This window comes from Corynebacterium sp. LaCa117, assembly GCF_046717765.1.
Taxonomy (GTDB): domain Bacteria; phylum Actinomycetota; class Actinomycetes; order Mycobacteriales; family Mycobacteriaceae; genus Corynebacterium; species Corynebacterium kefirresidentii.
Genome location: NZ_CP177102.1, coordinates 1,434,432 through 1,460,660, shown reverse-complemented (window position 1 = coordinate 1,460,660; position 26,229 = coordinate 1,434,432). Strand labels below are relative to the sequence as shown.

22 protein-coding genes are annotated in these 26,229 nt (G+C 56.5%); 18 read left to right on the top strand and 4 right to left on the bottom strand.

Going from position 1 to position 26,229, the window contains the following annotated elements; all coding sequences use genetic code 11:
- The first annotated feature begins 65 nt into the window (after positions 1–65).
- The 7 genes from rpsA to ACLI1L_RS07160 all read left to right on the top strand — a co-directional run bounded on the left by rpsA (position 66) and on the right by ACLI1L_RS07160 (position 8,236).
- On the top strand, positions 66–1,526 hold the full coding sequence (gene rpsA, locus ACLI1L_RS07190) for a 30S ribosomal protein S1 (RefSeq protein ID WP_023021654.1): 1,461 nt from the start codon (positions 66–68) through the stop codon (positions 1,524–1,526).
- A 299-nt stretch (positions 1,527–1,825) separates the two neighbouring features.
- Complete coding sequence (locus ACLI1L_RS07185; protein ID WP_411707229.1) at positions 1,826–3,874, top strand: glucose PTS transporter subunit IIA; 2,049 nt, start codon at positions 1,826–1,828, stop codon at positions 3,872–3,874.
- Between the two features lie 81 nt (positions 3,875–3,955).
- Complete coding sequence (coaE, locus tag ACLI1L_RS07180; protein ID WP_411707228.1) at positions 3,956–4,564, top strand: dephospho-CoA kinase; 609 nt, start codon at positions 3,956–3,958, stop codon at positions 4,562–4,564.
- A gap of 67 nt (positions 4,565–4,631) precedes the next feature.
- The gene (locus tag ACLI1L_RS07175) at positions 4,632–4,994 is read left to right on the top strand and encodes a DUF4259 domain-containing protein (RefSeq protein ID WP_049358459.1); all 363 of its coding nucleotides are present in this window, start codon (positions 4,632–4,634) and stop codon (positions 4,992–4,994) included.
- A gap of 40 nt (positions 4,995–5,034) precedes the next feature.
- The gene (gene uvrB / locus ACLI1L_RS07170) at positions 5,035–7,128 is read left to right on the top strand and encodes an excinuclease ABC subunit UvrB (RefSeq protein ID WP_411707227.1); all 2,094 of its coding nucleotides are present in this window, start codon (positions 5,035–5,037) and stop codon (positions 7,126–7,128) included.
- Between the two features lie 131 nt (positions 7,129–7,259).
- On the top strand, positions 7,260–7,712 hold the full coding sequence (locus ACLI1L_RS07165; RefSeq protein WP_023021649.1) for a universal stress protein: 453 nt from the start codon (positions 7,260–7,262) through the stop codon (positions 7,710–7,712).
- Between the two features lie 83 nt (positions 7,713–7,795).
- Entirely contained in the window at positions 7,796–8,236 is a 441-nt protein-coding gene (locus tag ACLI1L_RS07160; RefSeq protein ID WP_005323273.1) for a universal stress protein, read from the top strand.
- Positions 8,237–8,303: 67 nt separating this feature from the next.
- Here the strand turns inward: ACLI1L_RS07160 and ACLI1L_RS07155 are convergent, their stop codons facing one another.
- The 4 genes from ACLI1L_RS07155 to ACLI1L_RS07140 form a co-directional block, all read right to left on the bottom strand.
- On the bottom strand, positions 8,304–9,320 hold the full coding sequence (locus ACLI1L_RS07155) for an App1 family protein (RefSeq protein WP_411707226.1): 1,017 nt from the start codon (positions 9,318–9,320) through the stop codon (positions 8,304–8,306).
- A 20-nt stretch (positions 9,321–9,340) separates the two neighbouring features.
- Positions 9,341–11,566 (bottom strand): HelD family protein, encoded by a 2,226-nt coding sequence (locus ACLI1L_RS07150; protein ID WP_411707225.1) that lies wholly within the window; start codon positions 11,564–11,566, stop codon positions 9,341–9,343.
- A gap of 157 nt (positions 11,567–11,723) precedes the next feature.
- Positions 11,724–12,740, bottom strand: a complete 1,017-nt coding sequence (locus tag ACLI1L_RS07145; protein ID WP_411707224.1) for a DoxX family protein — start codon at positions 12,738–12,740, stop codon at positions 11,724–11,726.
- 77 nt (positions 12,741–12,817) lie between these two features.
- Entirely contained in the window at positions 12,818–13,420 is a 603-nt protein-coding gene (locus ACLI1L_RS07140) for an MBL fold metallo-hydrolase (protein WP_023021645.1), read from the bottom strand.
- A gap of 65 nt (positions 13,421–13,485) precedes the next feature.
- On the opposite strand from ACLI1L_RS07140, the gene uvrA reads away from it, so the two are divergent.
- The 11 genes from uvrA (at position 13,486) to argJ (ending at position 26,228) form a co-directional block, all read left to right on the top strand.
- Entirely contained in the window at positions 13,486–16,326 is a 2,841-nt protein-coding gene (uvrA, locus tag ACLI1L_RS07135) for an excinuclease ABC subunit UvrA (protein WP_411707223.1), read from the top strand.
- A gap of 8 nt (positions 16,327–16,334) precedes the next feature.
- Complete coding sequence (locus tag ACLI1L_RS07130) at positions 16,335–17,183, top strand: hypothetical protein (protein WP_411707222.1); 849 nt, start codon at positions 16,335–16,337, stop codon at positions 17,181–17,183.
- A gap of 270 nt (positions 17,184–17,453) precedes the next feature.
- Positions 17,454–17,975: a translation initiation factor IF-3 gene (gene infC, locus ACLI1L_RS07125; protein ID WP_080970442.1), complete on the top strand. Its 522-nt coding sequence runs from the start codon at positions 17,454–17,456 to the stop codon at positions 17,973–17,975.
- A gap of 36 nt (positions 17,976–18,011) precedes the next feature.
- Positions 18,012–18,206 carry a 50S ribosomal protein L35 gene (gene rpmI, locus ACLI1L_RS07120; protein WP_023021641.1) on the top strand — a complete coding sequence of 65 codons (195 nt, stop codon included), beginning with the start codon at positions 18,012–18,014 and terminating at the stop codon, positions 18,204–18,206.
- 55 nt (positions 18,207–18,261) lie between these two features.
- The gene (gene rplT / locus ACLI1L_RS07115) at positions 18,262–18,645 is read left to right on the top strand and encodes a 50S ribosomal protein L20 (RefSeq protein WP_005323264.1); all 384 of its coding nucleotides are present in this window, start codon (positions 18,262–18,264) and stop codon (positions 18,643–18,645) included.
- Positions 18,646–18,800: 155 nt separating this feature from the next.
- Entirely contained in the window at positions 18,801–19,253 is a 453-nt protein-coding gene (locus ACLI1L_RS07110) for a TM2 domain-containing protein (protein WP_411707221.1), read from the top strand.
- Between the two features lie 107 nt (positions 19,254–19,360).
- Positions 19,361–20,164 carry a TrmH family RNA methyltransferase gene (locus ACLI1L_RS07105; protein WP_411707220.1) on the top strand — a complete coding sequence of 268 codons (804 nt, stop codon included), beginning with the start codon at positions 19,361–19,363 and terminating at the stop codon, positions 20,162–20,164.
- A 101-nt stretch (positions 20,165–20,265) separates the two neighbouring features.
- Positions 20,266–21,312 carry a phenylalanine--tRNA ligase subunit alpha gene (pheS, locus tag ACLI1L_RS07100; RefSeq protein WP_340440832.1) on the top strand — a complete coding sequence of 349 codons (1,047 nt, stop codon included), beginning with the start codon at positions 20,266–20,268 and terminating at the stop codon, positions 21,310–21,312.
- Between the two features lie 23 nt (positions 21,313–21,335).
- Positions 21,336–23,849 carry a phenylalanine--tRNA ligase subunit beta gene (gene pheT / locus ACLI1L_RS07095; protein WP_411707219.1) on the top strand — a complete coding sequence of 838 codons (2,514 nt, stop codon included), beginning with the start codon at positions 21,336–21,338 and terminating at the stop codon, positions 23,847–23,849.
- 149 nt (positions 23,850–23,998) lie between these two features.
- Positions 23,999–25,042: an N-acetyl-gamma-glutamyl-phosphate reductase gene (gene argC / locus ACLI1L_RS07090; RefSeq protein WP_411707218.1), complete on the top strand. Its 1,044-nt coding sequence runs from the start codon at positions 23,999–24,001 to the stop codon at positions 25,040–25,042.
- Positions 25,043–25,058: 16 nt separating this feature from the next.
- Positions 25,059–26,228 (top strand): bifunctional glutamate N-acetyltransferase/amino-acid acetyltransferase ArgJ, encoded by a 1,170-nt coding sequence (gene argJ, locus ACLI1L_RS07085; protein ID WP_411707217.1) that lies wholly within the window; start codon positions 25,059–25,061, stop codon positions 26,226–26,228.
- Position 26,229: the final 1 nt, after the last annotated feature.

The following is a 26,229-nucleotide window of genomic DNA, read 5'->3' as shown; positions in this document are numbered from 1 at the left end:
TTTTTTCGAGAGACGCGCAGTTGTCCAATTTCGATTTCCTACATTTATTCGGAGCATTTCCTAATATGCCATCTTCTAACACCCCGCAGGTTGCGATCAACGATATCGGAACCGCAGAGGACTTCCTCGCAGCTGTAGACGCCACCATCAAGTACTTCAACGATGGTGACATTGTCGAGGGTACCGTCGTCAAGGTTGACCACGACGAGGTACTGCTGGACATTGGATACAAGACCGAAGGCGTTATCCCTTCTCGCGAGCTGTCCATCAAGCACGACGTCAACCCAGATGAGGTTGTCGAGGTCGGCGATGAGGTTGACGCACTTGTTCTCACCAAGGAGGACAAGGAAGGTCGCTTGATCCTGTCCAAGAAGCGTGCACAGTACGAGCGCGCTTGGGGCGCCATCGAGGAGCTGCAGGCCAAGGAAGAGCCTGTCACCGGTACCGTTATCGAGGTTGTCAAGGGCGGCCTCATTCTGGACATCGGCCTGCGTGGCTTCCTGCCTGCATCTCTGGTTGAGATGCGTCGCGTCCGCGACCTGGAGCCGTACATCGGCCAGGAGCTGGAAGCAAAGATCATCGAGCTGGACAAGCAGCGCAACAACGTTGTCCTGTCCCGCCGTGCATACCTGGAGCAGACCCAGTCCGAGGTTCGTTCCGAGTTCCTGCACCAGCTGCAGAAGGGTCAGGTCCGCAAGGGCGTTGTTTCTTCCATCGTCAACTTCGGTGCCTTCGTCGATCTCGGCGGAGTCGACGGCCTGGTTCACGTTTCCGAGCTGTCCTGGAAGCACATCGATCACCCATCTGAGGTTGTCACCGTTGGTGACGAGGTAACCGTTGAGGTTCTCGACGTTGATCTGGATCGTGAGCGTGTTTCCCTGTCCCTGAAGGCTACCCAGGAAGATCCGTGGCGCGTATTCGCCCGCACCCACGCTGTGGGCCAGATCGTTCCGGGCAAGGTCACCAAGCTCGTTCCATTCGGCGCTTTCGTTCGCGTCGAAGAGGGCATCGAGGGCCTGGTTCACATCTCCGAGCTGGCTCAGCGCCACGTCGAGGTTCCGGATCAGGTTGTTACCGTTGGTCAGGAAGTCATGGTCAAGGTCATCGACATCGACCTCGAGCGTCGTCGTATCTCCCTGTCCGTTAAGCAGGCAGACGAGGACTACACCGAAGAGTTCGATCCGTCCAAGTACGGCATGGCTGACTCCTACGACGAGCAGGGCAACTATGTCTTCCCTGAGGGCTTCGACCCGGAGACCAACGAGTGGAAGGAAGGCTTCGACGAGCAGCGTCAGGCTTGGGAGGCACGTTACGCAGAGTCCGAGCGTCGCTTCAACCTGCACACCGCTCAGATCGAGCGCAACCGCGCCGCAGCCGCTGAGGCTGCTGAGTCTGCAGAGTCCTCCAACTACTCCTCTGATTCCTCTGATGCAGCTCCGGCATCCGAGACTCAGGCAGAGGTTGGCGGCTCCCTGGCTTCCGACGAGCAGCTCGCCGCACTGCGCGATAAGCTCGCTGGCAACTAAAGCTTTCGCTTAGTTCCCTGCTGAGCCTTAGAGCTCAGCTTTAAGGCCGCGTTCACTTCGTCATATAGACGGGGCGGGCGCGGCCTTTGTGATGTTTGAGACAGGCCCTGCAAACGTTTGCTGAGTCATTTGAGGTCTTTGAGTGGCTGACCAGCGCAGTTAAGAAGGGGGAGGCAAAAATCTCCTGGCAAGCCCACAAAACGGGCTTTTGTTCATGTGGGAATCCTCTTATACTCAACTATGACGTTATAGCCAGTGTCGTACTGGTTATAAGTGGTATTTGAAATGAGGAGTAAGAAGTGGCATCTACCAAGGACACTTCCGCCCACATCGTTGAAAGCATCGGCGGCGCTGACAATATTACGTCGCTGACGCACTGTGCGACGCGCTTGCGTTTCCAACTTGCTGATGCGGGGAAAGTTGATCAAGAAAAGCTCGACAGCGACCCAGCGGTGCTAGGCACCGTGCCACAAGGCGCCCACGGCTACCAAGTAGTCATGGGCGGCGGCGTTGCTGACTATTACAACGAAATCATCAAGCAGCCCGGCGTGCACGTCTCCGGGGAGAAGACGGCGTCCTCCAAGAAGGAGTACGACGGCGTCCGCGGCAAGTACGACTGGGTAGATTACTGCTTCGAGTTTCTTTCTGATACCTTCCGCCCAGTTCTCTGGGCACTGTTGGGCGCCTCGCTCATCATCATGCTGCTGATTTTGGCGGACACCTTTGGTATTCAGGACTTTCGTGCGCCGCTGGATGAGCAGCCGGAAGGCTTCCGTTTGGCTCACGCCATGTTCCAGTCGGTCTTTTACTTCCTCCCGGTAATGGTGGGTGCGACCGCGGCTCAGAAGCTGGGTGCGAACATGTGGGTCTCCGCCGCTATCCCAGCGGCACTTCTTACCCCGGAGTTTTTGTCCCTGGGCGAAGCAGGAGATACCGCTAATGTCTTTGGCCTGCCGTTGGTTATTAACTCCTATGGCTCCCAGGTATTTCCCCCGATTCTGGCTGCAATCGGCCTGTACTGGGTGGAAAAGGGACTGAAGAAGATTATCCCAAGCGCGGTACAAATGGTCTTCGTGCCGTTCTTCTCGTTGCTCATTATGATTCCGGCAACGGCCTTCCTCCTGGGCCCGTTCGGCATTGGTGTGGGCAACGGCATTTCTTGGGTCCTTTATCAAATCAATGATTTCTCGCCATTCATCTTGGCTATAGTTGTTCCGCTGCTTTACCCGTTCCTCGTTCCCATGGGCTTGCACTGGCCGCTGAACGTCATCATGATCCAGAACATCGCCACCTACGGCTACGACTTCATTCAAGGACCGATGGGCGCATGGAACTTCGCCTGCTTCGGCGTCGTCGGCGCGGTCATGGTGATCTCCTTCAAGGAGAAGAACAATGCTATGCGCCAGGTTTCCATCGGTGCGTTTGCAGCGGGCATCCTAGGTGGCGTGTCGGAACCTTCCCTGTACGGCATCTTGTTGCGCTTCCGCCGCAGCTACTATCGGTTGCTGCCAGGTTGTGCCTTGGGCGGCGCAATCATCGGTCTTTTCGACGTCCGTGCAGAAGCCTTCGTCTTTACCTCGGCGTTGACCACCAGTGCCATGACCCCGCATTTGGGCTATGTCCTTGGTATTACGACTGCATTCCTTACGTCCTTCTTCCTCACCTTGTTCTTCGGCTACCGCACGGCAGAAGAGAAGCAGGCTGACTTAGAGCGCATTGCGCGCGAACAAGGCGAGACTGTTGACGATGCAGCTGCTCGCGCAGAGATGAAGTTCCTTAAGGGCAATGGTGCGGACTCCGGGATCGAGGGCGGCGCCGTTCCCGCCAGCTCCGCAGGCGCTGCAGCTTCCGGTGTGGCTACTAAGCAGGCTGGCAATGATGCAATTGCGCTGGAATCTCCCCTCGAGGGCGAGGCGGTCGCGCTATCGGAAGTTCCGGATCCCATTTTCGCCGCGGCAAAGCTGGGCCCGGGTATGGCGGTCCAGCCGGCGGGCAATGCGGTCTTTGCGCCTGCCGACGGCAAGGTGCTCACCGTTCAAAAGTCTGGCCATGCGGTAGGACTGAGCTTGGACAACGGCGTACAGCTACTCATTCACGTAGGTCTCGACACCGTGGAGCTGGGAGGCGAAGGTTTTGAAGTCCATGTGGAAAAGAAGCAACGCGTTTCCGCAGGCGATAAATTGATTTCCTTTGACCCGGAATTTATCCGCTCCAAAGGCTATAACCTGATTACCCCTGTGGTAGTTACTAACGCCACCAAGTTTGGAACTGTCACCGGCGAGCCTGGCCAGGTTTCCTCGAGCGATGTGTTGCTGCACATTTCTCCAAAGGCGGAGGACGCAGAGTAAAAGAGACGCTTTCTCCTGAATTGCAATGAAGAGCCCCACCATCGCGTATGGTGGGGCTCCTTTTCGCGTAGGGTGGCGACCATGAAACTCATTGGCCTTACAGGTGGCATTGGCAGCGGTAAGTCAACAGTTGCATCCTTGTGCCGTGAACGCGGGTGGCGAGTGGTCGACGCCGATGGCATTGCACGCGACGTTGTGAAGCCTGGGAAGCCTGCTTTATCCGAGTTGGCCGCAGCTTTCGGAGAGGAAATCCTGCTGTCGGATGGCAGCCTTAACCGCAAGGAGTTGGCACGCCGGGCCTTTGCGGACAAAGAGCACACTGAGTTGCTGAACTCTATTACCCATCCACGCATCCAAGAGGAGACACAGCGGCAATTTGCGACGGCACGTGGAGATGGCTGTGACTTCGCCGTTTATGATATGCCGCTGTTGGTGGATAATGGCCTGGACAAAGACATGGACTACGTCATTGTGGTCGATGTGGATCCTGAAGAGCGCGTCCGTCGGCTGGTGGCTTTTCGGGGGATAGAAAAGGAGGATGCGCGCCGTCGCATTGCGGCACAGGTACCGGATGAGGTGCGGCTTGCCGCAGCCACGCACGTCATTGATAACAACGGCACGCTTGACCAGCTACGTGTGCGAACGACTGAGGTCCTGGACCGCATTGAAGCGGAGTCACCGAAGATTTAACCATTGGGTAGCTAAAGTTTACGCCATTTCGAAGTCTCGTTAACCTGGGCAGCTTAAGCTACCCGCCGTGGGAACGTGGGATACTGGGCCTTTTGATAATCACGCGGCGCGAGAACTACTCGCTAGCTTGCGGGATGGGTCCTTCGATCTCAAAAACTTTCAGCAATCATGTTCCACAGAGCCGATCGACTCGGATGACGCAGAAACCATGATTGCACTCGGCGCCTTGTTGAAATTAAAGGCTGATGCACTGCCGGAAGGCATCGACCGCGAGGATCTCGCGCCCCTGTACACGCCCCAGTCAAAGGCTTGGCTGCGCCGCCGCATCAATAGTGCGATGCGGCCCGAGACGTCTTCCGTTTATGCGCTGTGGGAGACCACTGGCGAGTTGGAAGAATGGCTTCGCACCGCGCAGAACTCCTTGCCCTGAACGTAGCTAGGCGCGCCACCTAAACAGTAGAGTAGTGGGTATGGCTTTTGCTGCTGAACATCCCCTTATTCCAAATTCCGAGCACCGCGTTGTCAGCGAGGTCGAGCGCACCCCGGGCGAGTTTCAGGTCGTTTCTGAATATGAACCGGCTGGTGACCAGCCCTACGCCATCGCAGAGCTCAATGACAGACTCAACCGTGATGAGCGCGATGTTGTGCTGATGGGTGCTACCGGTACCGGTAAATCTGCCACCGCCGCGTGGCTCATCGAAAAGCAGCAGCGGCCCACGTTGGTGATGGCGCCCAATAAAACCCTGGCTGCGCAGCTAGCGAACGAGCTGCGCCAGCTCTTGCCGCATAACGCAGTAGAGTACTTCGTTTCTTATTACGACTACTACCAGCCAGAAGCATATATTGCGCAGACCGATACCTATATTGAAAAGGATTCCTCCATCAATGAGGACGTAGAGCGCCTGCGCCACTCGGCTACGTCGGCACTATTGTCTCGCAGGGACGTGGTCGTAGTCTCTTCCGTGTCTTGCATTTATGGCTTGGGCACTCCACAGTCCTACCTGGATCGCTCGGTAATCATTTCTGTTGATGAGGAGCTGGACCGCGATCGGTTCCTGCGACTACTGGTGGATATCCAATATGAACGCAATGACGTGGGGTTTACCCGCGGCACCTTCCGCGCCAAGGGCGATACGGTAGATATCATTCCGGCCTACGAGGAACGTGCGGTGCGCATTGAATTCTTCGGCGACGATATCGATTCCCTGTATTACATTCACCCCGTGACTGGCGATGTCATAGAGGAAGTAGATGAGGTTCGCATCTTCCCGGCCACGCACTACGTGGCCGGGCCCGAACGCATGGAAAAGGCCGTGGCAGCGATTAAAGAGGAATTGGCTGAGCGCTTGGAGGATCTAGAAAACCGCGGCAAGCTGCTTGAAGCGCAACGTCTTCGCATGCGTACCGAATACGATCTGGAGATGATCGAGCAGGTAGGTTTCTGCTCCGGTATCGAGAACTACTCCCGTCACGTCGATGGCCGTCCGGCTGGCTCAGCGCCGGCTACGCTACTCGATTACTTCCCAGAGGATTTTCTCACCATCATCGATGAGTCACACGTTACAGTTCCACAGATTGGCGGCATGTTCGAGGGCGATATGTCGCGCAAGCGCAACTTGGTCGAATTCGGTTTCCGTTTGCCGTCCGCAGTGGATAACCGGCCGTTGACCTTTGATGAGTTTGAACAGCGGGTCGGACAGACCGTATACATGTCCGCCACCCCAGGCGATTTCGAGCTTACGTCCTCGGATGGCGAATACGTAGAGCAGGTAATTCGCCCGACTGGTCTGGTGGATCCGAAGGTTACTGTCAAGCCCACCAAAGGGCAGATTGATGACCTCATTGATGAGGTGCGCACTCGCATATCGAAGCAAGAGCGTGTGTTGGTGACCACGCTGACTAAGCGTATGGCAGAGGACCTTACTGACTATCTGTTGGAGCAGGGGATAAAGGTGCGCTACCTGCACTCGGATATCGATACCTTGCAGCGCGTCGAATTATTGCGGCAATTGCGCTTGGGAGAATTCGATGTTCTCGTGGGCATTAACCTTCTGCGCGAGGGCCTTGACCTTCCTGAGGTCTCGCTCGTTGCCATTTTGGATGCGGACAAAGAAGGCTTCCTGCGCTCTACGACGTCGCTCATTCAGACCATTGGCCGTGCTGCCCGTAACGTGTCTGGCGAGGTCATCATGTATGCCGATAAAATCACCGACTCTATGCAAGAGGCAATTGAGGAGACGGAACGGCGCCGTGAGAAGCAGATTGCCTATAACCGGGAGCATGGCATTGATCCGCAGCCGTTGCGTAAGAAGATCGCGGATATCCTTGACCAGGTCTATGAAGACGGCGGAGACGAGGAGGCTACTTCCGATCCTTCGGCCATGGTGGAAAAGCGGGATATTTCTAGTATGGCTACCGATGAGGTGCAGGCGCTTATCGACGACCTCTCGGCCCAAATGGGTGCAGCCGCCCGTGAGCTCAAATTCGAGCTGGCCGGCCGCCTACGCGATGAGATTGCCGATTTGAAGAAGGAATTGCGCGGCTTGAAAGAAGCGGGAATTTAGTTTTCTCCCCCTAAAAGTGTGCTGATTGATTCTGCGGGTGCTTCTCTAAACGGCTGCGCTAGTTATACTGAATAGGTGCCAGAAGCGCCGTTTAGTTGTCACTGTGAAATGGTTCAACTGCAAGGAGAATGATGCTTACCTATAAAAACATTGCCGTCGGCACCGATGGCTCTGAAACCTCCCTGCGCGCGGTTCGCGCAGCGGCGTCCATGGCACGGGCGTACGACGCCAAGCTGATTATTATCTCAGCCTTTTATAACCACGCTGGATCCATGCTTGGCGCTCCGAGGGGCGACGAAGCCGGTCTACCCGTTGTAAGTGAGGACATGGCTGGGACCTATTTGACCAATGCCACCCGTATCGCCGAATCGGAAGGTGCGGAGCACATTGAAATCGTAGGAAAATCTGGAGACCCAGTAAAAGCCTTGTTAGAAGTAGGCCAGGACTATGATGTGGACCTGTTCGTTGTGGGCAACCGCGGCGTGAATTCCGTCCGTGGTCGAGTCTTCGGTTCTGTGCCAACGGAACTAACCCACAAGTCAACGGTAGACGTCGTCGTAGTTAATACCACCGAGGAACGTTAATCGTTTCTCGTTGTTACACTGGCAGTTATGCCCCTGTAGGCTAAATAAACACACCGGGTACATTCCCACAAAGAAAGGTCATCATGAGCGACTACAACTCGATCGTTGTCGGTACTGACGGTTCTAAGTCTTCTCTCCTCGCTGTAGAGCGAGCAGCAAAGATTGCCGCCGCATTCGATTCCAATCTGATCATCGGTTGTGCTTACTACGAGAACCAGGAGCAGGCTTCCAAGACCCTGCGCCAGGATTCCGTTACCATTTTGGGCGATGAGAAGGCCGAGGCTAACCTGAAGGACGCCAAGGCTCACGCTGAGAAGTTCGGTGCTTCTAAGGTCGAAACCGCTGTTCGCCCTGGTACTCCGGTCCAGGCCCTGATGTCCATCGTCAATGACAACGATGCTGACCTGCTCATCGTTGGTAACCGCGGCATCAACTCCCTGACCGGCCGCCTGCTGGGCTCCGTACCTGCAGACGTTGCTCGCCAGTCCGACTGCGACGTGATGATCGTTCACACTGTCAGCTAAATGTGGTGATTGAACCCGCCTTGGCCTTGTTAAAGAGGCCAAGGCGGGTTTCGTCGTTAAGCGCTGCTTACTCCGTGGGGTGCGCGGCGTTAAAGGCTGCGGCAAGGGCACTGCCGTTTGCGCCCTGAATCAGTGGGATTGTGAAATGGCCCTCTTCATTGGCATCTGCCAGGGGACTCAGGGAGCCATGCGAGAGCAGCTGCTCCTGCGGGCTTAGATTGCGGATGATCACGGAGTGAATCCGGTCCGGGTGTTCGTTAGCCACATCGCCGTAAGTCAATGGATCGTGCTGTCCGTCATCGCCGATCAGGATCCATTGCATGTCCGGGTAAGCGATGAGTAGATTGCGTAGCTGAACCCGCTTATGTTCTTGTCCGCTGCGGAAAAGGCCCGTCTCAGTCGGGCCCCAGTCCGTGAGCAGCATGGGGCCTGTGGGGAAATTATGATGGGACAGGAATTTTTTCAGCGAGCCAAAAGTATTCCATGCTCCCGTAGAAAGATAGAACACTGGGGCCTTTGGGAATCGCTGTTGCAGCTGGGCATAGAACTCGGCCATTCCAGCAACGGCCTGTCGCTTGCTGGGGCGCTTAGCCCAAGAGTTCCACGCCGCTGTCAACGCACGTGGCAGCCACGTAACTAAAACCGTGTCATCAATATCGCTGATGATGCCAATCTTGGCGCTCGGATCCACGATGAGCACCTGGACTTCCACGGCTTGCGCATTGGCGGCCTCGATCGTTGCCGTATGCCAACCAGGTTCTAACCCATGTTCGTGAACGAGGATGTCAACGTACCCGTTGCTATTGGTTGTGCCCGCGACGGTCTTTTCACCAATAGTCACTGAAATGTCGTGGTTTCCCACCTGAATAGTAAGAAACTGCTGGTAGCCGCGTTCACCCCAGGAATCCTTTTTGCCTTCATCAGGATCGTGCATGAGTACGCGGCCAAAAACCCTTACTTGCTCGGTGGTGCCATACCCGGTATAGCCCACAATCTGGGGCTTCCATCCCCGCCGTAGAGAACGCTTCAAAGTAAAGGTGTTCAGCGAGCTTTCAGTTTTGCGCGCAATGTCAGATAAGGCCATGGCCTAAAGCTTACGGGAGCCTAAAGAACTTCGCCGCAGTCACCGACGAGGGTAAGCGACTGGGTAGCACGAGTGATGCAGACATAGAGATTCTGCAAACCCTGCGGGGAGGCATCGACGATCCTCTTCGGATCGAGTACCACCACATGGTCAAACTCTAAGCCTTTGAAACGTTCTGCCGTGGCGGCGTCAATAACTGCTGTGAGCCTGCCGTCTGCCTCCCTGTGTACACCAGGGGTGTAGCTGCCCTGGGCAAGTCGGCGCACCTGCACGCCATCACGGATGGCTGTAGCCGGGATGGCATCAGGGTTAATCATCTCCAATAGTCCATTAGCCAGCTCAGTGATGGGCTGCGGGGTGCGATAGTTGACGGTGAGAAAATGGTGGCGGAAGCGCTGCGCGACGAACGGCTCCAGGGCCTCGCCCCAATCATCAACACCCGCCGGTGAGCCGGTCTGGGAAGTATCGCCCACCAAGGTCATCCACCGTGAAGGGCAACGACGAAAGAGCATCCGCCATTCCATGGGAGTTAATTCCTGGGCTTCGTCCACGATGATATGACCATACGCCCACGTATGGTCTTCGCGGGCGCGTTGGGCAGTGGTGCGCTTATCGCGTACCTCCTGACGGCGTGCCAAGGTCTCGGCGTCGATGACATCATGGGCAGAAAGAATTTCCGCTTCAAACATGTCATCGTCATTATCTGTGGACTCGGAAGAAGACAAGATATCTAGGGCGTCCTCTGCGTCTGCCACTTGTTCGCGCCACGCAGCATCATCGGCTGCCTTCTTTTCCTCAGGGTTGGGCAGGCCGATGAGGACGGCTAGCTCATCTAGGAGGGCAGCATCCGAATCTGTCCATGCTCGTCCTTGTTCTCGGTAGAGCGCCTCTTGAGTTTCGTCGTCGTACCCGCGGGCAGCAGAGGCAATGCGCTCAGGTGAGGAGAATAGGCCAGCAAGCACGTCGGTGGGGTGGAGCTCGGGCCAGAACTCATCGATCAATGCAGTAACCGACGTATCTTCTGCAAGGTCATCGTGGAATTGATCGATATCGGCGCGCGAAAGGAGGTTCTTCCCGCCGAGCGGATCGGCCCCGACCTTTTCAGCCATCTGCAATGCAAGGTCTTCTACGAGGTGCTCAATAAAGGCACCGCGAGCCTCATTGTGTGGCTTTCGCGAGCGCCGGGCCCGGGTGCGGGCTCTTTTCACCATGTCGGGTGTAACGCTTAAGCTGAGTCCGTCAATTGCCAGCTCGCGTGGGGCGGCAGGAAGAAGCTGATAGTCCTTGACCGCGGTGGAGAGAATCTCCACCATGGCGGCACTACCTTTGATTTCGCGAGCGACGAGGTCTTCCTCGTGTTCTGGTTCGATTCCGGGGAAGAGCCCGCCGATGGTTGATAGCACCACGCCAGTCTCGCCCAGTTCTGGCAGCACGCGTGAAATATAGTCCAAAAAGCTGCTATTAGGGCCCACGATGAGGACGCCCGTGGCAGAAAGTAGTTCGCGGTGGGTATAGAGCAGGTAAGCCACACGGTGCAGAGCAACAGCGGTCTTACCCGTACCTGGGCCGCCTTCTACTACCATGACGCCGCGGGTATTATCGCGGATAATCTCGTCTTGCTCTCGCTGGATGGTCTCCACGATTGACGCCATGTGGCCGGTACGTGCCCGTTGCATGGCGTGGTAGAGCGCCGATTCGCTCGCGACGCCTGCTTCTTCTTCTCGCACACCGGGGCCGGAAAGTACCTCATCGTGTATTCCGGTGACGGTGCGTCCCTTGGTGCGAATTTGGCGACGGGTGTGGACGCCTTCCGGTTGGGCCGTGGTAGCGAGATAGAAAGGCCGCGCCATTGGGGCACGCCAATCTAAAAGCAGTGTGCGATAGTCATCTTCGCGTGCATCTAGTCCCATGCGGCCGATGTAGCGGCGGTCTAGGCCTTCGGGGGTGGGATTATCGCCGGGGGCGTCGATATCAATGCGGCCAAAGACCAGGCCCATTTGGGCCACATTGAGACGATCAAGTTTTGCCTGCAGCCCGTGGTATTCGGTTTCTCGGCGCACCAAGGCGTCCGCGTCCGGCGTGGAGGGATCTACATCCGCCTGCACCTCATTAAGCCTTTTATTGGCTGCCGCCACCTCATCGTCGAGGCGCGAAAAAAGTCCGTCCACATAATCTTGCTCAGTAGCGATGGCTGTGCGCTCCGAGGAACCTGCAGCCGCCGCGTACCTATTGGATGCTGAGTTCACGTGACTCCTTGGTAATTGGACGTTGATGGGGATGGGCCGGGCACGCTGTCCGGCAAGGGGAGAGATGAGTTTAGACCCTGCCGTGACAAAGAACAACGGCCCAGCATAAGGCTGGGCCGTGTGTCACTGCCGAGTTATTCGGCCGCAGAAGTTGTGGCTACTTAGAGCGCTTTTCCAGCTTCTTGATTGCTGCCTCAATCTTCTTATTTGCCTCTTTTTGCAGCTTGTCAGCGTGCTTGGAAGCCTTCTTGCTTGCGCGCTTGGACTTCGCACCATCCAGCTTGGCGACGGCCTTATCTGCACGTGCCTGAGCCTTGGTAGCAGCCTTTACAGCACCGGTACGGGCGGTGTCGCGATTGGCTTGTGCGGCCTCAAGCCAGTCACCCTTGTTGTCTTCAACATAGGTCTTGGCGTTATCGACAGAGTCCTCAATGAAGGACTTTGCGTTGCCCAGCAAATCGCGGCCAGACTCTTGCCAATCGTCCTTATTGTCTTCAATATAAGTCTTGGCATCGTCAACGTAAGATTTTGCGGTATCGAGCAACCCACGGCCGGTGGACTGCCAGTCATCCTTGTTGTCATCTACATATGCCTGTGCCTTTGCAGAGGTTTCGTTGATCCAGTCGCCGGCCTTGGTAGAAAGCTCGTTGGCACGGGCGGAGAGCTCTTCGCGCTTCTGCTCGGACTCAGACTTGGTAGGCAGCGCCTGCTGAATCTTCTTGTTCGTGCGCTGACCAGCCTTTTGTGCGCGCCAACGAAGGGAAGGCTTGCCCTCGGTGTCCTGGGTAGCGATAAACAAGGCGCCGAGCAAAGCGGTATTGGTAAGGAAGCCGTTGCGGCGAGTTTCCTTGTCTTCCTTGTTATCTGCAGCCCAGAAGTTGTTCTTAGCAATCAAGTTGGGCAGGGTTGCGGCGGCCAGAACCGCAGCGGAGGTGCGCGGTGCCTTGCCCAGAGCCAAGGTGGAGCCGGCGCCTACCTTAGCGCCGCCAATAGCGCGGGTAACCAGTTCCGGGTCATTGGGGATGTAGCCCTGGTACTCAGAAGGAACGGCCTTGCGCACGGTCTTGAGGAAACCTTCGGTTTCCTTTACATGCTCGGACGCGTTGCGCAGGTTGTCTACGCCTTCCCATACAAATACAGATGCCAGCATGGGGCGGGCAAGCTTGCGAATCATAGTCCTTAAAGCTCCTTAGCTCGTTGTTTTAGACCTATCGTGTGCTAGACCATTGTACGCGGAAATTGGTCATTGGATCACCAGCGGCGCTCCCACCAGTCTTCCAGCTTGGGGCGCTCCTCGCCCAAGGTAGTGGACTTGCCGTGACCGGGGCGCACGATCGTATTGTCCGGGAACTCATCAAAGATGCGCGCGGTGACGTCCTTATACAGGCGTACGAAGTCACCTTCGGAAGTGGTCTTGCCCAAGCCGCCGGGAAAGAGCGAATCGCCCACGAAAAGATTAATAACGCCATCGATGTTTGTAACTAATGCGGCACCGCCTGGGGTATGACCGCGCAAGATGATGATGGGGAGGTCGAGGCCCGCGAACTTGATGGAATCGCCTTCGCGGAGCTCAACGTCTACCTCGGCTGGGATAGCCGGAGAATCAAGGAAGGACGCGTAGTGGGTAGCGCCGGTCTCAGAGAGAACCTCTTTGAGCGCGCGTACGTGGTCCCAGTGGCGGTGGGTGGTTAGTACCGCGGTGATTTTAACGCCGGCCTTCTGGGCCATGTCGAGGAGTGCGGGGGCGTCATCGGCGGCGTCGACAAGTAAGCCTTCTTCGCCCGCCTGCAAAAGGTAGCAGTTATTGTCCATCTCGGACACAGAAATCTGATGTAACTGAAGCTCGTTAGTCATGTGTCCCAGCCTACGGGTACATTCGAGGGAAGATTGCAATCCCTAGTACTGGAGGTCTGAGCACAGTGGCTGATCGTTTGGTGGTGCGCGGTGCCCGCGAGCACAACCTCAAGGGCGTGGATATCGATATCCCTCGCGATAAAATGGTTGTTTTTACTGGTCTTTCCGGATCTGGTAAATCTTCGCTGGCTTTTGACACCATCTTCGCAGAAGGCCAGCGCCGCTACGTAGAATCCTTGAGTTCTTATGCCCGCATGTTTTTGGGGCAGATGAACAAGCCTAATGTGGAGTTTATTGACGGTCTGTCACCCGCAGTGTCTATCGATCAAAAGTCCACCAACCATAATCCGCGTTCTACGGTGGGCACGATTACGGAGATCTATGATTACCTGCGTTTGCTCTTCTCCCGTGCCGGAACGCCACACTGCCCAAAGTGTGATGCCGTAATCGAGCGCCAAACGCCACAGCAAATCGTCGATGCCGTGCTGGCGCTGGAAGAGAAACTGAAGTTTCAGGTGCTCGCACCGGTGGTGCGCAAGCGCAAAGGCGAGTTTGTTGATCTCTTCCAGGATTTGTCCGCTCAGGGCTATTCCCGCGTCCGAGTGGACGGGGAGACCTATCAGCTAAGCGATCCGCCCAAGTTGAAGAAGCAGATCAAGCACAATATTGAGGTAGTGGTTGATCGCCTGCAGGTAAAGTCCTCGCAAAAGCAACGCTTAACGGATTCGGTGGAAACAGCGCTGCGCTTGGCAGATGGTCTAGTCACCATTGAGTTCGTGGATAGGGAAGAACTCACCCATACCTATTCGGAGAAGGCGGCCTGCCCGAATGGCCACACGTTGACCATTGAAGAATATGAGCCCCGTGCCTTTTCCTTCAATGCTCCGTTTGGCTCCTGCCCGGTGTGTGATGGCCTGGGTACCAAATTGGAAGTTGATGTTGATCTGCTCATTCCGGATCCAGATGCTCCAGCTGTAGATGCCATTCAACCCTGGCACTCGAGCCCCAATTCCCGCTACTTTGTCAAGCTAGTAGAGGGTTTAGGCAAGGCTATGGGGTTTGACCCCAAAACTCCGGTGAGTGAATTAACCGAGGAACAGCGCCACGCGCTGATCTATGGCACCGATGAGGAAGTTCAGGTTCGATATAAGAACCGTTACGGGCGCCAGCGTAATTGGACCGCCCCATTTGAAGGCGCTACCGGGTTTATTCACCGCAAGCTGGAAACTACCGATTCTCAATCCCAAAAGGATCGCCTGCTGCAATATACCCGCCGCGTGCCGTGTAGCACCTGTAAGGGCACCCGGCTGAAACCGGAGATTTTGGCCGTCCGCTTGGCCTCTACGACTCACGGTGAGCAGTCCATTGCCGGGCTTTGTGCGCTCTCGATTGAAGACGCCTCCGAGTTTTTGGACTCCTTGGTGCTGGGGCACCGTGAGGAAATCATTGCCGGGGCAGTGCTTAAGGAGACTCAAGCCCGCCTGCGTTTCCTCCTGGACGTCGGGTTGAATTACCTCACGCTCGATCGCGGCGCGTCTACGCTTTCCGGTGGTGAGGCGCAACGTATCCGTCTGGCTACTCAGATTGGCTCCGGCTTGGCAGGGGTTCTGTACGTGCTCGATGAGCCATCCATTGGTCTGCACCAGCGTGATAACCAGCGACTCATCAAAACCCTGCAGCGGCTGCGCGATATCGGAAACACCCTCATTGTGGTCGAACATGATGAGGACACCATCCGTGAATCAGATTGGCTCGTCGATGTTGGCCCGCGTGCGGGCGAATATGGCGGCGAAGTGGTCTACCAAGGCGAACCATCCGGAATCGAACAGGTAGAAGAGTCCCTCACCGGACAATACCTTTCCGGCAAGAAGGTGCTCGCCGTACCGGACCAGCGCCGAGAGATTGATAAGGACCGCACCCTAAAGGTGGTTGGTGCTCGGGAGAATAATCTCAAGGGCATCAACGTGGAAATCCCGCTGGGAGTGCTGGTATGTATTACTGGTGTGTCTGGCTCGGGTAAATCCACCGTGGTCAATGAGATTTTGGCTAAGACTTTGGCCAATAAACTTAACCGCGCCCGCCAGGTTCCCGGCCGTGCCAAGCGCGTCGAAGGTGTGGAGCACCTAGATAAGCTGGTGCAAGTTGACCAAAGTCCGATTGGCCGTACCCCGCGTTCTAACCCGGCGACCTACACGGGTGTCTTTGACAAAATCCGTAACCTTTTTGCCGAAACCCAGGAAGCAAAAGTCCGCGGCTACAAGGCTGGACGCTTCTCCTTTAATGTCAAGGGCGGGCGCTGTGAGGCGTGCCAGGGCGATGGCACCATCAAGATCGAGATGAATTTCCTTCCAGATGTTTATGTGCCGTGTGAGGTGTGTGAAGGAGCACGCTATAACCGCGAAACCTTGGAGGTGCACTACAAGGGTAAAAACATTGCCGAGGTTCTAGACATGCCAATCTCTGAGGCAGCGGACTTCTTTGAACCCATCAACTCCATTCACCGCTACCTTGCCACGCTTGTCGACGTCGGCTTGGGTTATGTACGCCTCGGCCAAGCTGCTACTACGCTTTCCGGCGGCGAGGCGCAGCGCGTCAAGCTAGCTTCCGAGCTGCAAAAGCGTACCAACGGTAGGACGATTTACATTCTGGATGAGCCGACTACTGGACTGCACTTTGAGGATATTCGCAAGCTGATGCTGGTTATCCAAGGCTTGGTGGACAAGGGTAATTCGGTGCTTGTTATTGAACATAACCTTGATGTCATCAAGGCAGCGGACTGGATTGTTGATATGGGCCCGGAAGGCGGTGCGGGCGGCGGTACCGTTGTGGCGCAGGGAACCCCTGAAGACGTTGCGCAGGTAGAAGGCTCCTATACCGGTGGCTACCTAAAGGGCATGTTGAAGTAGGGCAAAGCGTGAAAGATATCCGCCTTGTAATTAGCCTGCTCGCAGCTCTCGGTCTGTTCACTATGAGTGCCTGCTCTAGCGACCCCAAGATAGAAGATGCCCCAGTGTCAACGACTACCTCTGCGGTGCCGGATCCAGCTGAGATGCGTGCTCAGCTTGACCGTGCGGTGGACAAAACCGCAAAGAAGTATCATGCAAAGGTAGGGGTCGCCATTTCCGCAGGTGAAGACACTTTTGCGGCGGGCGATAAAGGTGAGGGGCCAGTGTGGTCCACCATCAAGGTGCCCATCGCCATTGCGGCGCTTAAAGACGGTGCGGATAAAAGCTTGGTGGACTTGGCTATTAAGGAATCTGATAATGATGCCGCTTTTGCCTTGTGGTCGCAGGTGCAATGGCGCGAGGGCTCGGCAGAGAATGCGGTCAAAGCTTTACTCGACGACTACGGATCACATGCAAATATTCACGACTCCGCTTTTGGCTATTCCACGTGGCCGTTAAAGGACCAAGCAGTATTTGGCGCTGAACTGCCGTGCATTCCAGAAGCGGACTACGTCCACAAGGTACTCAAAGACATTGTGTCCTGGCAAAAGGTAGGTCTGTCTACGCAGCCGCGAACCCGTGCGAAAAGTGGTTGGGGCTTGGACGAGGAAGAAAACGAGTACACCTACCGTCAATTCGGAGTTCATGAGGTAGATGGAAAGCGTGTGGGAGTAGCGCTATCTGTGGTGATGGACGGAGAGGACTACGCCGATGCCGAACCAGCGGTTAAGTACCTCGCCCATCAGCTGGTAGATATCGTGGATACTGGGGTAGATGCAGGGGACATTAAAGCAGTCGCCCATTGTAAAACCCGCTAGGAACGTAGCAATTTGGTAGGCGGGGGAGGAGCTGCTATTGTCAAAGGCACTACCGCCCATGACGCCTTGTCGAGGTTCGTGGGTCACAAGCGGAGTTTCTCCCACCCGATGCCGCGAACACGCTTCGTAGGATAAAGGTAAAGGTAACCAAGCATTCATGCTTGGCACTGTGAGAACTCCCGGCTGTCTATGGCAGACCGGGTTTGCTTCGTTTGTGGTCCCGGTAGGTGAACTACTTACTCATACACCCCCTAATCGAGGAGAACCACAATCAGCGCTGAAGCTCGCATCAATGAGCGTATCCGAGTACCCGAGGTCCGATTGGTAGGCCCCGGTGGTGAACAGGTGGGCATCGTCCGTACCGATGATGCTCGCAAGCTTGCATACGAGGCTGACCTTGACCTAGTCGAGGTAGCTCCGAAGGCAAAGCCCCCAGTGGCCAAGATCATGGACTACGGCAAGTTCAAGTACGAGCAGGCTCAGAAGGCTCGCGAGGCCCGTAAGAACCAGCAGCAAACCGTGGTGAAGGAACAGAAGTTCCGTCCAAAGATCGATGATCACGATTATGAGACCAAAAAGGGTAACGTAGTCCGCTTCCTCGAGAAGGGATCCAAGGTCAAGGTGACCATCATGTTCCGCGGTCGTGAGCAATCGCGTCCGGAGCTCGGTTTCCGCCTCTTGGAGCGCTTGGCTGATGACGTTGCCGAAGTTGGCGTCGTTGAGTCGCGCCCCAAGCAGGATGGTCGCAATATGACCATGGTCTTGGGTCCGGTTCGCAAGGGCAAGAAGTAGACCAGATTCCACGTAGGATTTAAGGACTTAATACTCATGAAGCAGAAGACCCACAAGGGCACCGCAAAGCGCATCAAGGTGACCGGTTCCGGCAAGCTGCGCCGTGAGCAGGCTGGCCGCCGCCACCTGCTGGAAGGCAAGCCGTCCAAGCGTACCCGCCGCCTGAAGGGCACCGAGGCAGTCGCAAAGCCTGACACCAAGCGCGTAAAGCGTCTGCTCGGCCGCGCTTAGTAGCGCCGAATCAACCCACATCCGCCATCACAATCTGAATTAAGGAAGTATCACTGTGGCACGAGTAAAGCGCTCAGTTAACGCCAAGAAGAAGCGTCGCGCGATTCTGAAGTCCGCTAAGGGCTACCGCGGTCAGCGTTCCCGCCTGTACCGTAAGGCGAAGGAGCAGTGGCTGCACTCCATGACTTACGCTTACCGCGATCGTCGCGCCCGTAAGTCTGAGTTCCGTAAGCTGTGGATCCAGCGCATCAACGCTGCTGCCCGCATGAACGACATCACCTACAACCGCCTTATCCACGGCCTGCGCCTGGCTGAGATCGAGGTTGACCGCAAGATCCTCGCTGAGCTTGCTGTTAATGACTTCGAGGCATTCTCCGCACTGTGCGAGGCTGCCAAGGCTGCTCTGCCTGAGGACGTAAACGCTCCTAAGGCTGCCTAATCATTAGAGCTTTCGTGCCCGCATTCTCCGGCCTTGTTAACCGGGGGATGCGGGCATTTTGGTTTTCGTTACCCTAGTTTAACTAGGGTGCTCGGCCTCACATGCTAGATTTATCCCAGACCCCGTGAAAGCCGAGACCCAGGAGAACATTTCCTATGACGAATCCAAACGGAGACTACCAACCTGATAACGGCGAGTACTCCGGCCCGTCTTATGACAGCAACCAAGGCCACCAGTACAACCCTTATAACCAGCAAGCTAACTACCAGCCGCAGTATGGCCAAGGCTATGCACCGCAACCCAACATGGGTGCTTACCCGGTGCAGCAACAGTATGTGGCTCCGGGCCAGCAGAAGTCGTGGATCGCCACCTTGCTATTGTGCTTTTTCTTAGGCTGGTTCGGTGCACACAACTTTTACACTGGCCGAACGACTTTCGGCGTGTCACAGTTGGTGCTCAATATTTTGGGCTGGGCTACCTTCTGGTTCTTGCTCGGATTCGCCTTCTGGGCCATCCTCGGCCTTTGGGTGTTGATTGAGTTCATCATGATCATCGCCGGTGCCGGTGACTACGACAAAGACGCCCGCGGCATCCCGCTCGCTAAGTAGAACTTACCTATGCGATCCTGTTGCCTTGAGGCAGCAGGATTTTTCGTTCTTATAAGGGACTCAGGGGTGAGTCTGAGAAGAGAAAATTGGCAGGTAGGGTAGTAGCCATGAATTTGGATTTTGACTCTGCCTTTACTGAACGCACTCCGCGCATTGTTAACGCAGCTAAGCTGCACCGTGCGGCTAACCGGAAGAAGGCGAAGCAATTCCTCATTGAGGGAGAAAATGCGGTAGACGCGGCGGTATCTACCGGCGCTGCAGTCGACGTTTTTGTTACTGAGAAGGCGGCAGATCGTTTTGGTGAGATCATCACTGCATGCGGCTACATGGGAGTATACGTCCATCCCATCACCGATAGGGCGGCTAAGCACCTTTCCGATACAGCCACGACTACAGGACTCTTCGCGCTTTGCAAGCCGGTGCTTTGGTCCGCGGGCAAAATCCTGAACGGCAAGCCAAACCTCGTTTCCGTTCCCGTGCTGACTTCTGAACCGGGCAATGCCGGCACCTTGATTAGAACCTCGGATGCAATGGGCGCCGATGGTGTCATTTTCGCAGGTGAAACCGTTGATCCCCTTAGCTGCAAAGTAGCGCGCGCTTCGGCCGGCTCGCTGTTTCACGTACCTGTAGCGCGGGACCCCAATATTAAAGACGTGCTGGGTCAGCTGCGTAAGTCGGGCATGCAGATTGTGGCAACTGCTGCCGACGGTGAAGTGGACCTAGCGGAGGCAGACCTGTCTCAGCCAACCGCGTGGCTATTTGGCAATGAGGCACACGGGCTCGGCGAGCTGCTGGAGGAAGCAGACATGCGGGTGCGGATTCCACTGCGTGGACGCGCAGAATCTCTTAACCTCGCAACTGCCGCAAGTATTTGTCTTTATGAGTCGGCTAAGGCGCAAGCGGATAACTAGTGTGACCCGAATGAAAAGGGGGTCCCTGGCGCGGTCGCGCTAGCCGCAACAGAGTAAGATTGCACGCGTTAGTTTTCGCGCGAGAAGAAGGTACGAAATACGTGTCCGATACACCGCAGATCGAATTGACCGAAGAGGCTCTTGGGGCCGCGGCCGATAAGGCTATCGCAGCCTTCGACGCAGCCGAAACACTAGATGAGTTGGCTGCTGCCCGCCGTGAACACCTAGGAGACGGCGGCTATATTCCGCAGGCTCGCCAATCGCTGGGGCAGCTGCCCAAGGACCAGCGCAAAAGCGCCGGCAAGGCCGTCAACATGGCCCGCGGCAAGATGGAAAAGCGCTTTGCTCAGGTTAAGGATGTCTTGGAACAACAAGCTCGCGAGGAGCAGTTGCGAGCCGAGACCGTAGATGTCACGATTCCTACCACCCGCACCCAGACCGGTGCCCTTCACCCGATTACCGCGTTGTCTGAGCGCATCGCTGATATTTTCGTCGGCATGGGATGGGAAATTGCGGACGGCCCAGAAATCGAGGCAGAGTACTTTAACTTCGATGCTCTGAACTTCAAGCCGGACCACCCGGCACGTACCTTGCAGGATACGTTCCACGTCTCGGGCGAGGGTTCTAGGCAGGTGCTGCGTACCCATACCTCCCCGGTACAGGTGCGCACCATGTTGGAGCGCGACGTGCCGCTTTATATTGCCTGCCCGGGGCGCGTATTCCGCACAGATGAGCTGGATGCCACCCATACCCCGGTTTTCCACCAGATAGAAGGATTGGCCGTTGATAAAGGCCTGACCATGGCTCACCTGCGCGGCACACTAGAGCACTTGGCCAAAGTACTCTTTGGGCCGGAAACTACTACGCGTATGCGCGTGAACTACTTCCCATTTACCGAGCCCTCGGCCGAGGTCGATGTGTGGTTCCCCAATAAGAAGGGCGGCGCTGGCTGGATCGAGTGGGGCGGCTGCGGCATGGTCAACCCCAATGTTCTTCGCGCCGTAGGCGTAGACCCAGAGGAATACACGGGCTTTGCCTTTGGCATGGGCCTTGAACGCACACTGCAGTTCCGCAATGGATTGACCGATATGCGCGATATGGTCGAAGGCGATGTTCGCTTTACTCTACCGTTCGGCGTACAGGCCTAAACCCAGAAAGGATAGACACACTAATGCTTATTTCCCAAGACTGGGTTACCCGCATCCTCGGTGCTAAGAACCCCGGTTGGAGCGTTTCCGCTGCCGATATGGATTCCGGATTCGTGCGCGTAGGTTTTGAGACCGAGGGATACGCCACTGTTCCAGAGAGCACGGGGCCTCTGGTTATTGGCCAGGTCGTAGAGATTGAAGAGCTCACTCAGTTTAAAAAGCCCATTCGCTACTGCCAGGTGAATGTAGGCCAGGCTAATGGCACGGGCGAACTGCAAGGCATCATTTGTGGCGCTCGCAATTTTCGCCTGAATGACTATGTTGTCGTTGCGCTTCCCGGCTCGGAGCTTCCTGGTGGCTTCAAGATCGCGGCACGCGAGACCTACGATCACATTTCTAATGGCATGATGTGCTCCGGCGCTGAGCTCGGCTTGGGCGCGCAAGCCAACGGCATCATCGTCTTAGGCGATGAAGTCGCCGATAAAGTGGGCGAGGATGCGCGCCCGTTTATCGGCTTGCACGATACCGACTTTGACGTAAACATCACCCCAGATCGTGGTTATGCACTTTCCGCACGCGGTTTGAGCCGCGAGATTGCCTCCGCTTTTGATCTGGAGTTTGCCGATATTGCCCAGGATCCTTCCTCGGCTGGCATAGATACCTCCGCTGTGCCGGAGGCGCAGGGCTCGCTTATCGACGTCACTGTGGCCCCCGAAACCAAGGCACAGCGCTTTGGCCTCCGCAAGGTCAGCGGCATCGACCCGCAGGCACGCACCCCGTTTTGGCTGGAACGCGAGCTAATGCTCTGCGGCCAACGCAGCGTGAATTTGCCTACGGACATTACTAACTATGTGATGTTGCTTTTAGGCGCACCAATGCATGCCTTTGACGCCAACGTGATTCAGGGGAACCTCGTTGTCCGTAACGCAGCGGAGGGGGAGAAGTTTGAGACTCTGGATCATGTAAAGCGAGAACTTTCTGCAGAAGACGTGGTCATCTGTGATGACAATGGCATCCAGTCCTTGGCCGGCGTGATGGGCGGGACTACCTCTGAAATCTCGGCGGAGACCACAGACGTTGTCTTCGAATCTGCTATTTGGGATCCGATTACCGTCGCGCGTACCTCTCGCCGCCATAAGTTGTCTTCCGAATCCTCTCGCCGTTTTGAGCGCGGCGTAGATCCGGCGATCGTAGAGGTCGCCCTAGACACCGCATGTGCGCTGCTCCAGCAGCTAGCAGGCGGCACCATTGAAAAGGGTCGTACGCTTATCGGGGACGTCGCCAAGCGCGAGCCCATTGCTCTGCGCACCGCAAAGGCCAGTGACTATGCCGGGGTTGACTACTCCCGTGAGACCGTTATTTCCCGCCTCGAGGAAGTCGGCTGTACTGTTACCGATGACGGCGAAATACTGCAGGTAACGCCTGCCACATGGCGCACCGATATCTCTATGGATGTTGACCTCATTGAGGAGGTCCTACGTCTGGAGGGCTTGGAGGACATTCCCACCGTCTTGCCTACCCCGGCCGGTGGCCGCGGGCTAACCCCTGCGCAGAAGCGTCGTCGGGCTATCGGACATGGTCTTGCCTATGCCGGCTATGCCGAGGTATTGCCTGCACCATTCGTGGCAAATAATACGTTTGATGTGTGGGGCCTCGACAAAGATGATGCTCGTCGCCGCACCGTAGAAGTGCAAAATCCGCTTGAGGCGGACAAGGCCATCTTGTCTACGACGCTGCTGCCGAACATGTTGGAGGCCATCGCCCGCAATGTGGCTCGTGGCCGCAGCGACCTCGCCCTGTACGGGCTGCAGCAGGTGGCGTTCAAGCGCGCTGCGGCATCCCCTATGCCTTCCGTAGAACAGCGACCTTCTACTGAGGTGGTTTCTCAGCTCCTTGATACCCTGCCTGAGCAGCCGCTTCACGTTGCTACGGTGGCTACGGGCAATATTGAACATGAAGGCCCGTGGGGCGAGGGCCGTGCATATACCTACGGCGATGCTATCGAATCCGCCCGTCAGGTCGCTCGCGCCGCTGGTGTGGATATTGAGCTGGAGGCAGCACAGGTTCTGCCGTGGCATCCTGGCCGCTGCGCGGCCGTGAAGGTGGCTGGCACCGACGTAGTACTGGGCCATGCTGGTGAGCTGCACCCGCAGGTCTTGGAGGCCCTAAACCTACCTGCGCGCACGTGCGCTATGGAGCTGGACATTAGCGCCATGCCGTTGGAAGAAAAGTTCCCCGCACCGGTGTTGTCCTCGTTCCCCGCATTGCACCAAGACATTGCCTTGGTAGTGGATGAAGACGTACCCGCCGAGCGTGTACGCGCCATCGTGGAAGAGGGAGCAGGAGAACTCATCGAGTCCGTCGAACTCTTCGATATTTTCCGTGGTGAGCAGCTAGGAGATGGCAAGAAATCCTTGGCCTTCCAGCTTCTATTCCGTGCCGCGGACCGCACGTTGACGGATGACGAAGTCAACGAGCACCGCATGGCGGCGGCGGAATTGGCTAAGCAGCGTCTGGGCGCAGAAATGCGCGCGTAATTAAACCCTGCTCAGGGGGCGGTGAGATTTAACTCACCGCCCCCTTTTTCATACATTATATTCATTACTCGACGTCCAGTTACCTGCACAATCGGGCAATCCCACTGAATAACATACAGTCGGATGTATTTATTGCTATAGTCCCTTCTATGACTATTTCAGTAGCAATAGCAGGTGCGACCGGATACGCGGGAAGCGAGATCCTTCGCCTGCTGCTGTCGCGCCCGGCGTATCTTGGCGGCGAACTACGCATTGGGGCGCTAACTGCCCATTCAACCGCAGGGAAGAGGGTCGCTGAGCTTATGCCGCACCTCCCGCAGCTGGCAGACCGTGTCATAGTGGAGACGACCGCTGAAAATCTTCGCGGGCACGACATTGTATTTTTGGGCCTTCCACACGGTCATTCTGCGGCGATTGCTCAGCACGTGGGGCCGCAGACCACAGTGATCGATTGTGCGGCCGATTTTCGCCTTCGCAATAAGAAGGACTGGGACGCCTTTTATGGCGGAGAGTACGCCGGGCATTGGCCTTATGGAATCCCCGAGATTCCAGGCAATAGGGAAGTGCTGCGCGATGCCAACCGGGTAGCTGTGCCGGGGTGTTTTCCCACGGCGGTAACCCTCGCAGGTTTGCCGGCAGTTGCCCATGAACTCATTAAGCCGAGCCTCTCGGTGATTGCTATTACCGGTGTTTCCGGAGCCGGGAAGAAGCCCTCTGTGGCACAACTCGGCGCGGAAACCATGGGAAACCTGAAGGCATATAAGCCCGGCGGCACGCACCGGCATACCCCGGAAATCGTGCAAAATCTGCAGCCGTTTGCGCAGGAAAAGCTTGACGTCAGCTTCACCCCGGTTCTAGCTCCCTTAACCCGAGGCATCTTGGCGACCATAACGGCGGGGACGAAAGAGGGCGTCGGCAAGTGGGAAGTAGAGACTGCATTCGGTGAGTTTTATGCCCAAGAGCCCTTCTGTCACGTGCTTCCCGCCGGTCAGCAGCCCGAGACCCAAAACGTTGTAGGGACCAATATGGTTCACCTTCAAGCCCATGTGGATGAACACGCCCGACGCCTCGTGGTTACCGCAGCACTGGACAACCTGTGCAAAGGAACAGCCGGCGCCGCCGTGCAATGTATGAACCTAATACTCGGCTGGGATGAAACCTTGGGCTTGCCGCAAGCGGCCGTGGCCCCATAAAAACTAGGAGAAAATTATGACTGCAGCAGGAATTACCGGCCCGGCCGGCTTTAGCGCCGGCGCTACCACAGCGGGGATTAAACCCTCAGGCAAACCCGATATGGCATTAGTTGTCAATAATGGACCACGCTATGATGTGGCGGCGGTATTTACCCGTAATCGTGTTGTGGCCTCGCCGGTGAAACTCTCCCGCAAGGCGGTGGCCGATGGCCAGCTTGCCGCTATTGTCTTTAACTCTGGAAACGCCAATGCGTGCAATGGCCCGCAGGGTGATGCGGATGCCTCCGCGCTGGTAGCCGAGGTTGCCCACTCCTTGTCCCTTCCAGAAGGAAATATTGCTGCCTGTTCGACCGGGCTTATAGGAGAGCCTTTGCCTATGGAAAAAGCGTTGGCTGGTGCAGGCGCTGTGGTGAAGGCCCTAGGCGGCAGCGCGGACCATGCTCACGCAGCGGCCGAGGCTATTTTGACCACCGATACCGTAACTAAGGAAGCCGCCTATGTTGGGGCCGGCTGGTCCGTTGGGGCCATGGGCAAGGGGGTGGGCATGATGGCCCCCTCGCTGGCGACGATGTTGGTGTGCCTTACTACCGACGCCGCCGCAAGCGCCGCTGCCCTCCAGAGCGCCCTGGACAAGGCCGTGTCGCAGACCTTCAACACTCTCGACGTAGATGGATCAACTTCTACTAATGACACGGTGATCCTCATGGCCTCTGGGGCCTCGGGTGTTTCGCCCAGCCAAGAAGAGCTTGAAACGGCGGTGCTGGCGGTTTGCTCAGACATTGCGGACCAATTGCAAGCAGATGCAGAAGGTGTAACCAAGCGCGTCAAGATCACTGTGGAAGGCACTGCCACCGACTACCAGGCCCTCAACGCCGCGCGCACCTTGGGCCGCGACAACCTGTTCAAGTGCGCCATGTTCGGCTCTGATCCGAACTGGGGCCGCGTCCTTGCGGCGGTGGGAATGGCAGATGCAGAAATGGACCCGGAAAATATCTCGGTCTATTTCAATGGCCAGCCGGTGTGTCGTGCCTCGACGGGGGTACCCGGCGCGCGCGAGTTGGACCTTAGCGGGACTGATATCGATGTCTGCGTGGACCTTGGAACGGGAGGTACTGGGTCTGCGTTCGTGCGGACCACGGATCTCTCTCACGCCTACGTGGAAATCAATTCGGCGTATAGCTCCTAGG

What these genes read in the sequence shown, in the direction of transcription:
- pheT (WP_411707219.1), top strand. Translation starts at nt 21,336, where the DNA reads ATGCTTATTTCCCAAGACTGGGTTACCCGCATCCTCGGTGCTAAGAAC.
- argJ (WP_411707217.1), top strand. Translation starts at nt 25,059, where the DNA reads ATGACTGCAGCAGGAATTACCGGCCCGGCCGGCTTTAGCGCCGGCGCT.
- ACLI1L_RS07160 (WP_005323273.1), top strand. Translation starts at nt 7,796, where the DNA reads ATGAGCGACTACAACTCGATCGTTGTCGGTACTGACGGTTCTAAGTCT.
- ACLI1L_RS07140 (WP_023021645.1), bottom strand. Translation starts at nt 13,420, where the DNA reads ATGACTAACGAGCTTCAGTTACATCAGATTTCTGTGTCCGAGATGGAC.
- coaE (WP_411707228.1), top strand. Translation starts at nt 3,956, where the DNA reads ATGAAACTCATTGGCCTTACAGGTGGCATTGGCAGCGGTAAGTCAACA.
- argC (WP_411707218.1), top strand. Translation starts at nt 23,999, where the DNA reads ATGACTATTTCAGTAGCAATAGCAGGTGCGACCGGATACGCGGGAAGC.
- ACLI1L_RS07145 (WP_411707224.1), bottom strand. Translation starts at nt 12,740, where the DNA reads ATGATTCGCAAGCTTGCCCGCCCCATGCTGGCATCTGTATTTGTATGG.
- ACLI1L_RS07110 (WP_411707221.1), top strand. Translation starts at nt 18,801, where the DNA reads ATGACGAATCCAAACGGAGACTACCAACCTGATAACGGCGAGTACTCC.
- uvrB (WP_411707227.1), top strand. Translation starts at nt 5,035, where the DNA reads ATGGCTTTTGCTGCTGAACATCCCCTTATTCCAAATTCCGAGCACCGC.
- rpsA (WP_023021654.1), top strand. Translation starts at nt 66, where the DNA reads ATGCCATCTTCTAACACCCCGCAGGTTGCGATCAACGATATCGGAACC.
- ACLI1L_RS07155 (WP_411707226.1), bottom strand. Translation starts at nt 9,320, where the DNA reads ATGGCCTTATCTGACATTGCGCGCAAAACTGAAAGCTCGCTGAACACC.
- ACLI1L_RS07105 (WP_411707220.1), top strand. Translation starts at nt 19,361, where the DNA reads ATGAATTTGGATTTTGACTCTGCCTTTACTGAACGCACTCCGCGCATT.
- rpmI (WP_023021641.1), top strand. Translation starts at nt 18,012, where the DNA reads ATGAAGCAGAAGACCCACAAGGGCACCGCAAAGCGCATCAAGGTGACC.
- ACLI1L_RS07165 (WP_023021649.1), top strand. Translation starts at nt 7,260, where the DNA reads ATGCTTACCTATAAAAACATTGCCGTCGGCACCGATGGCTCTGAAACC.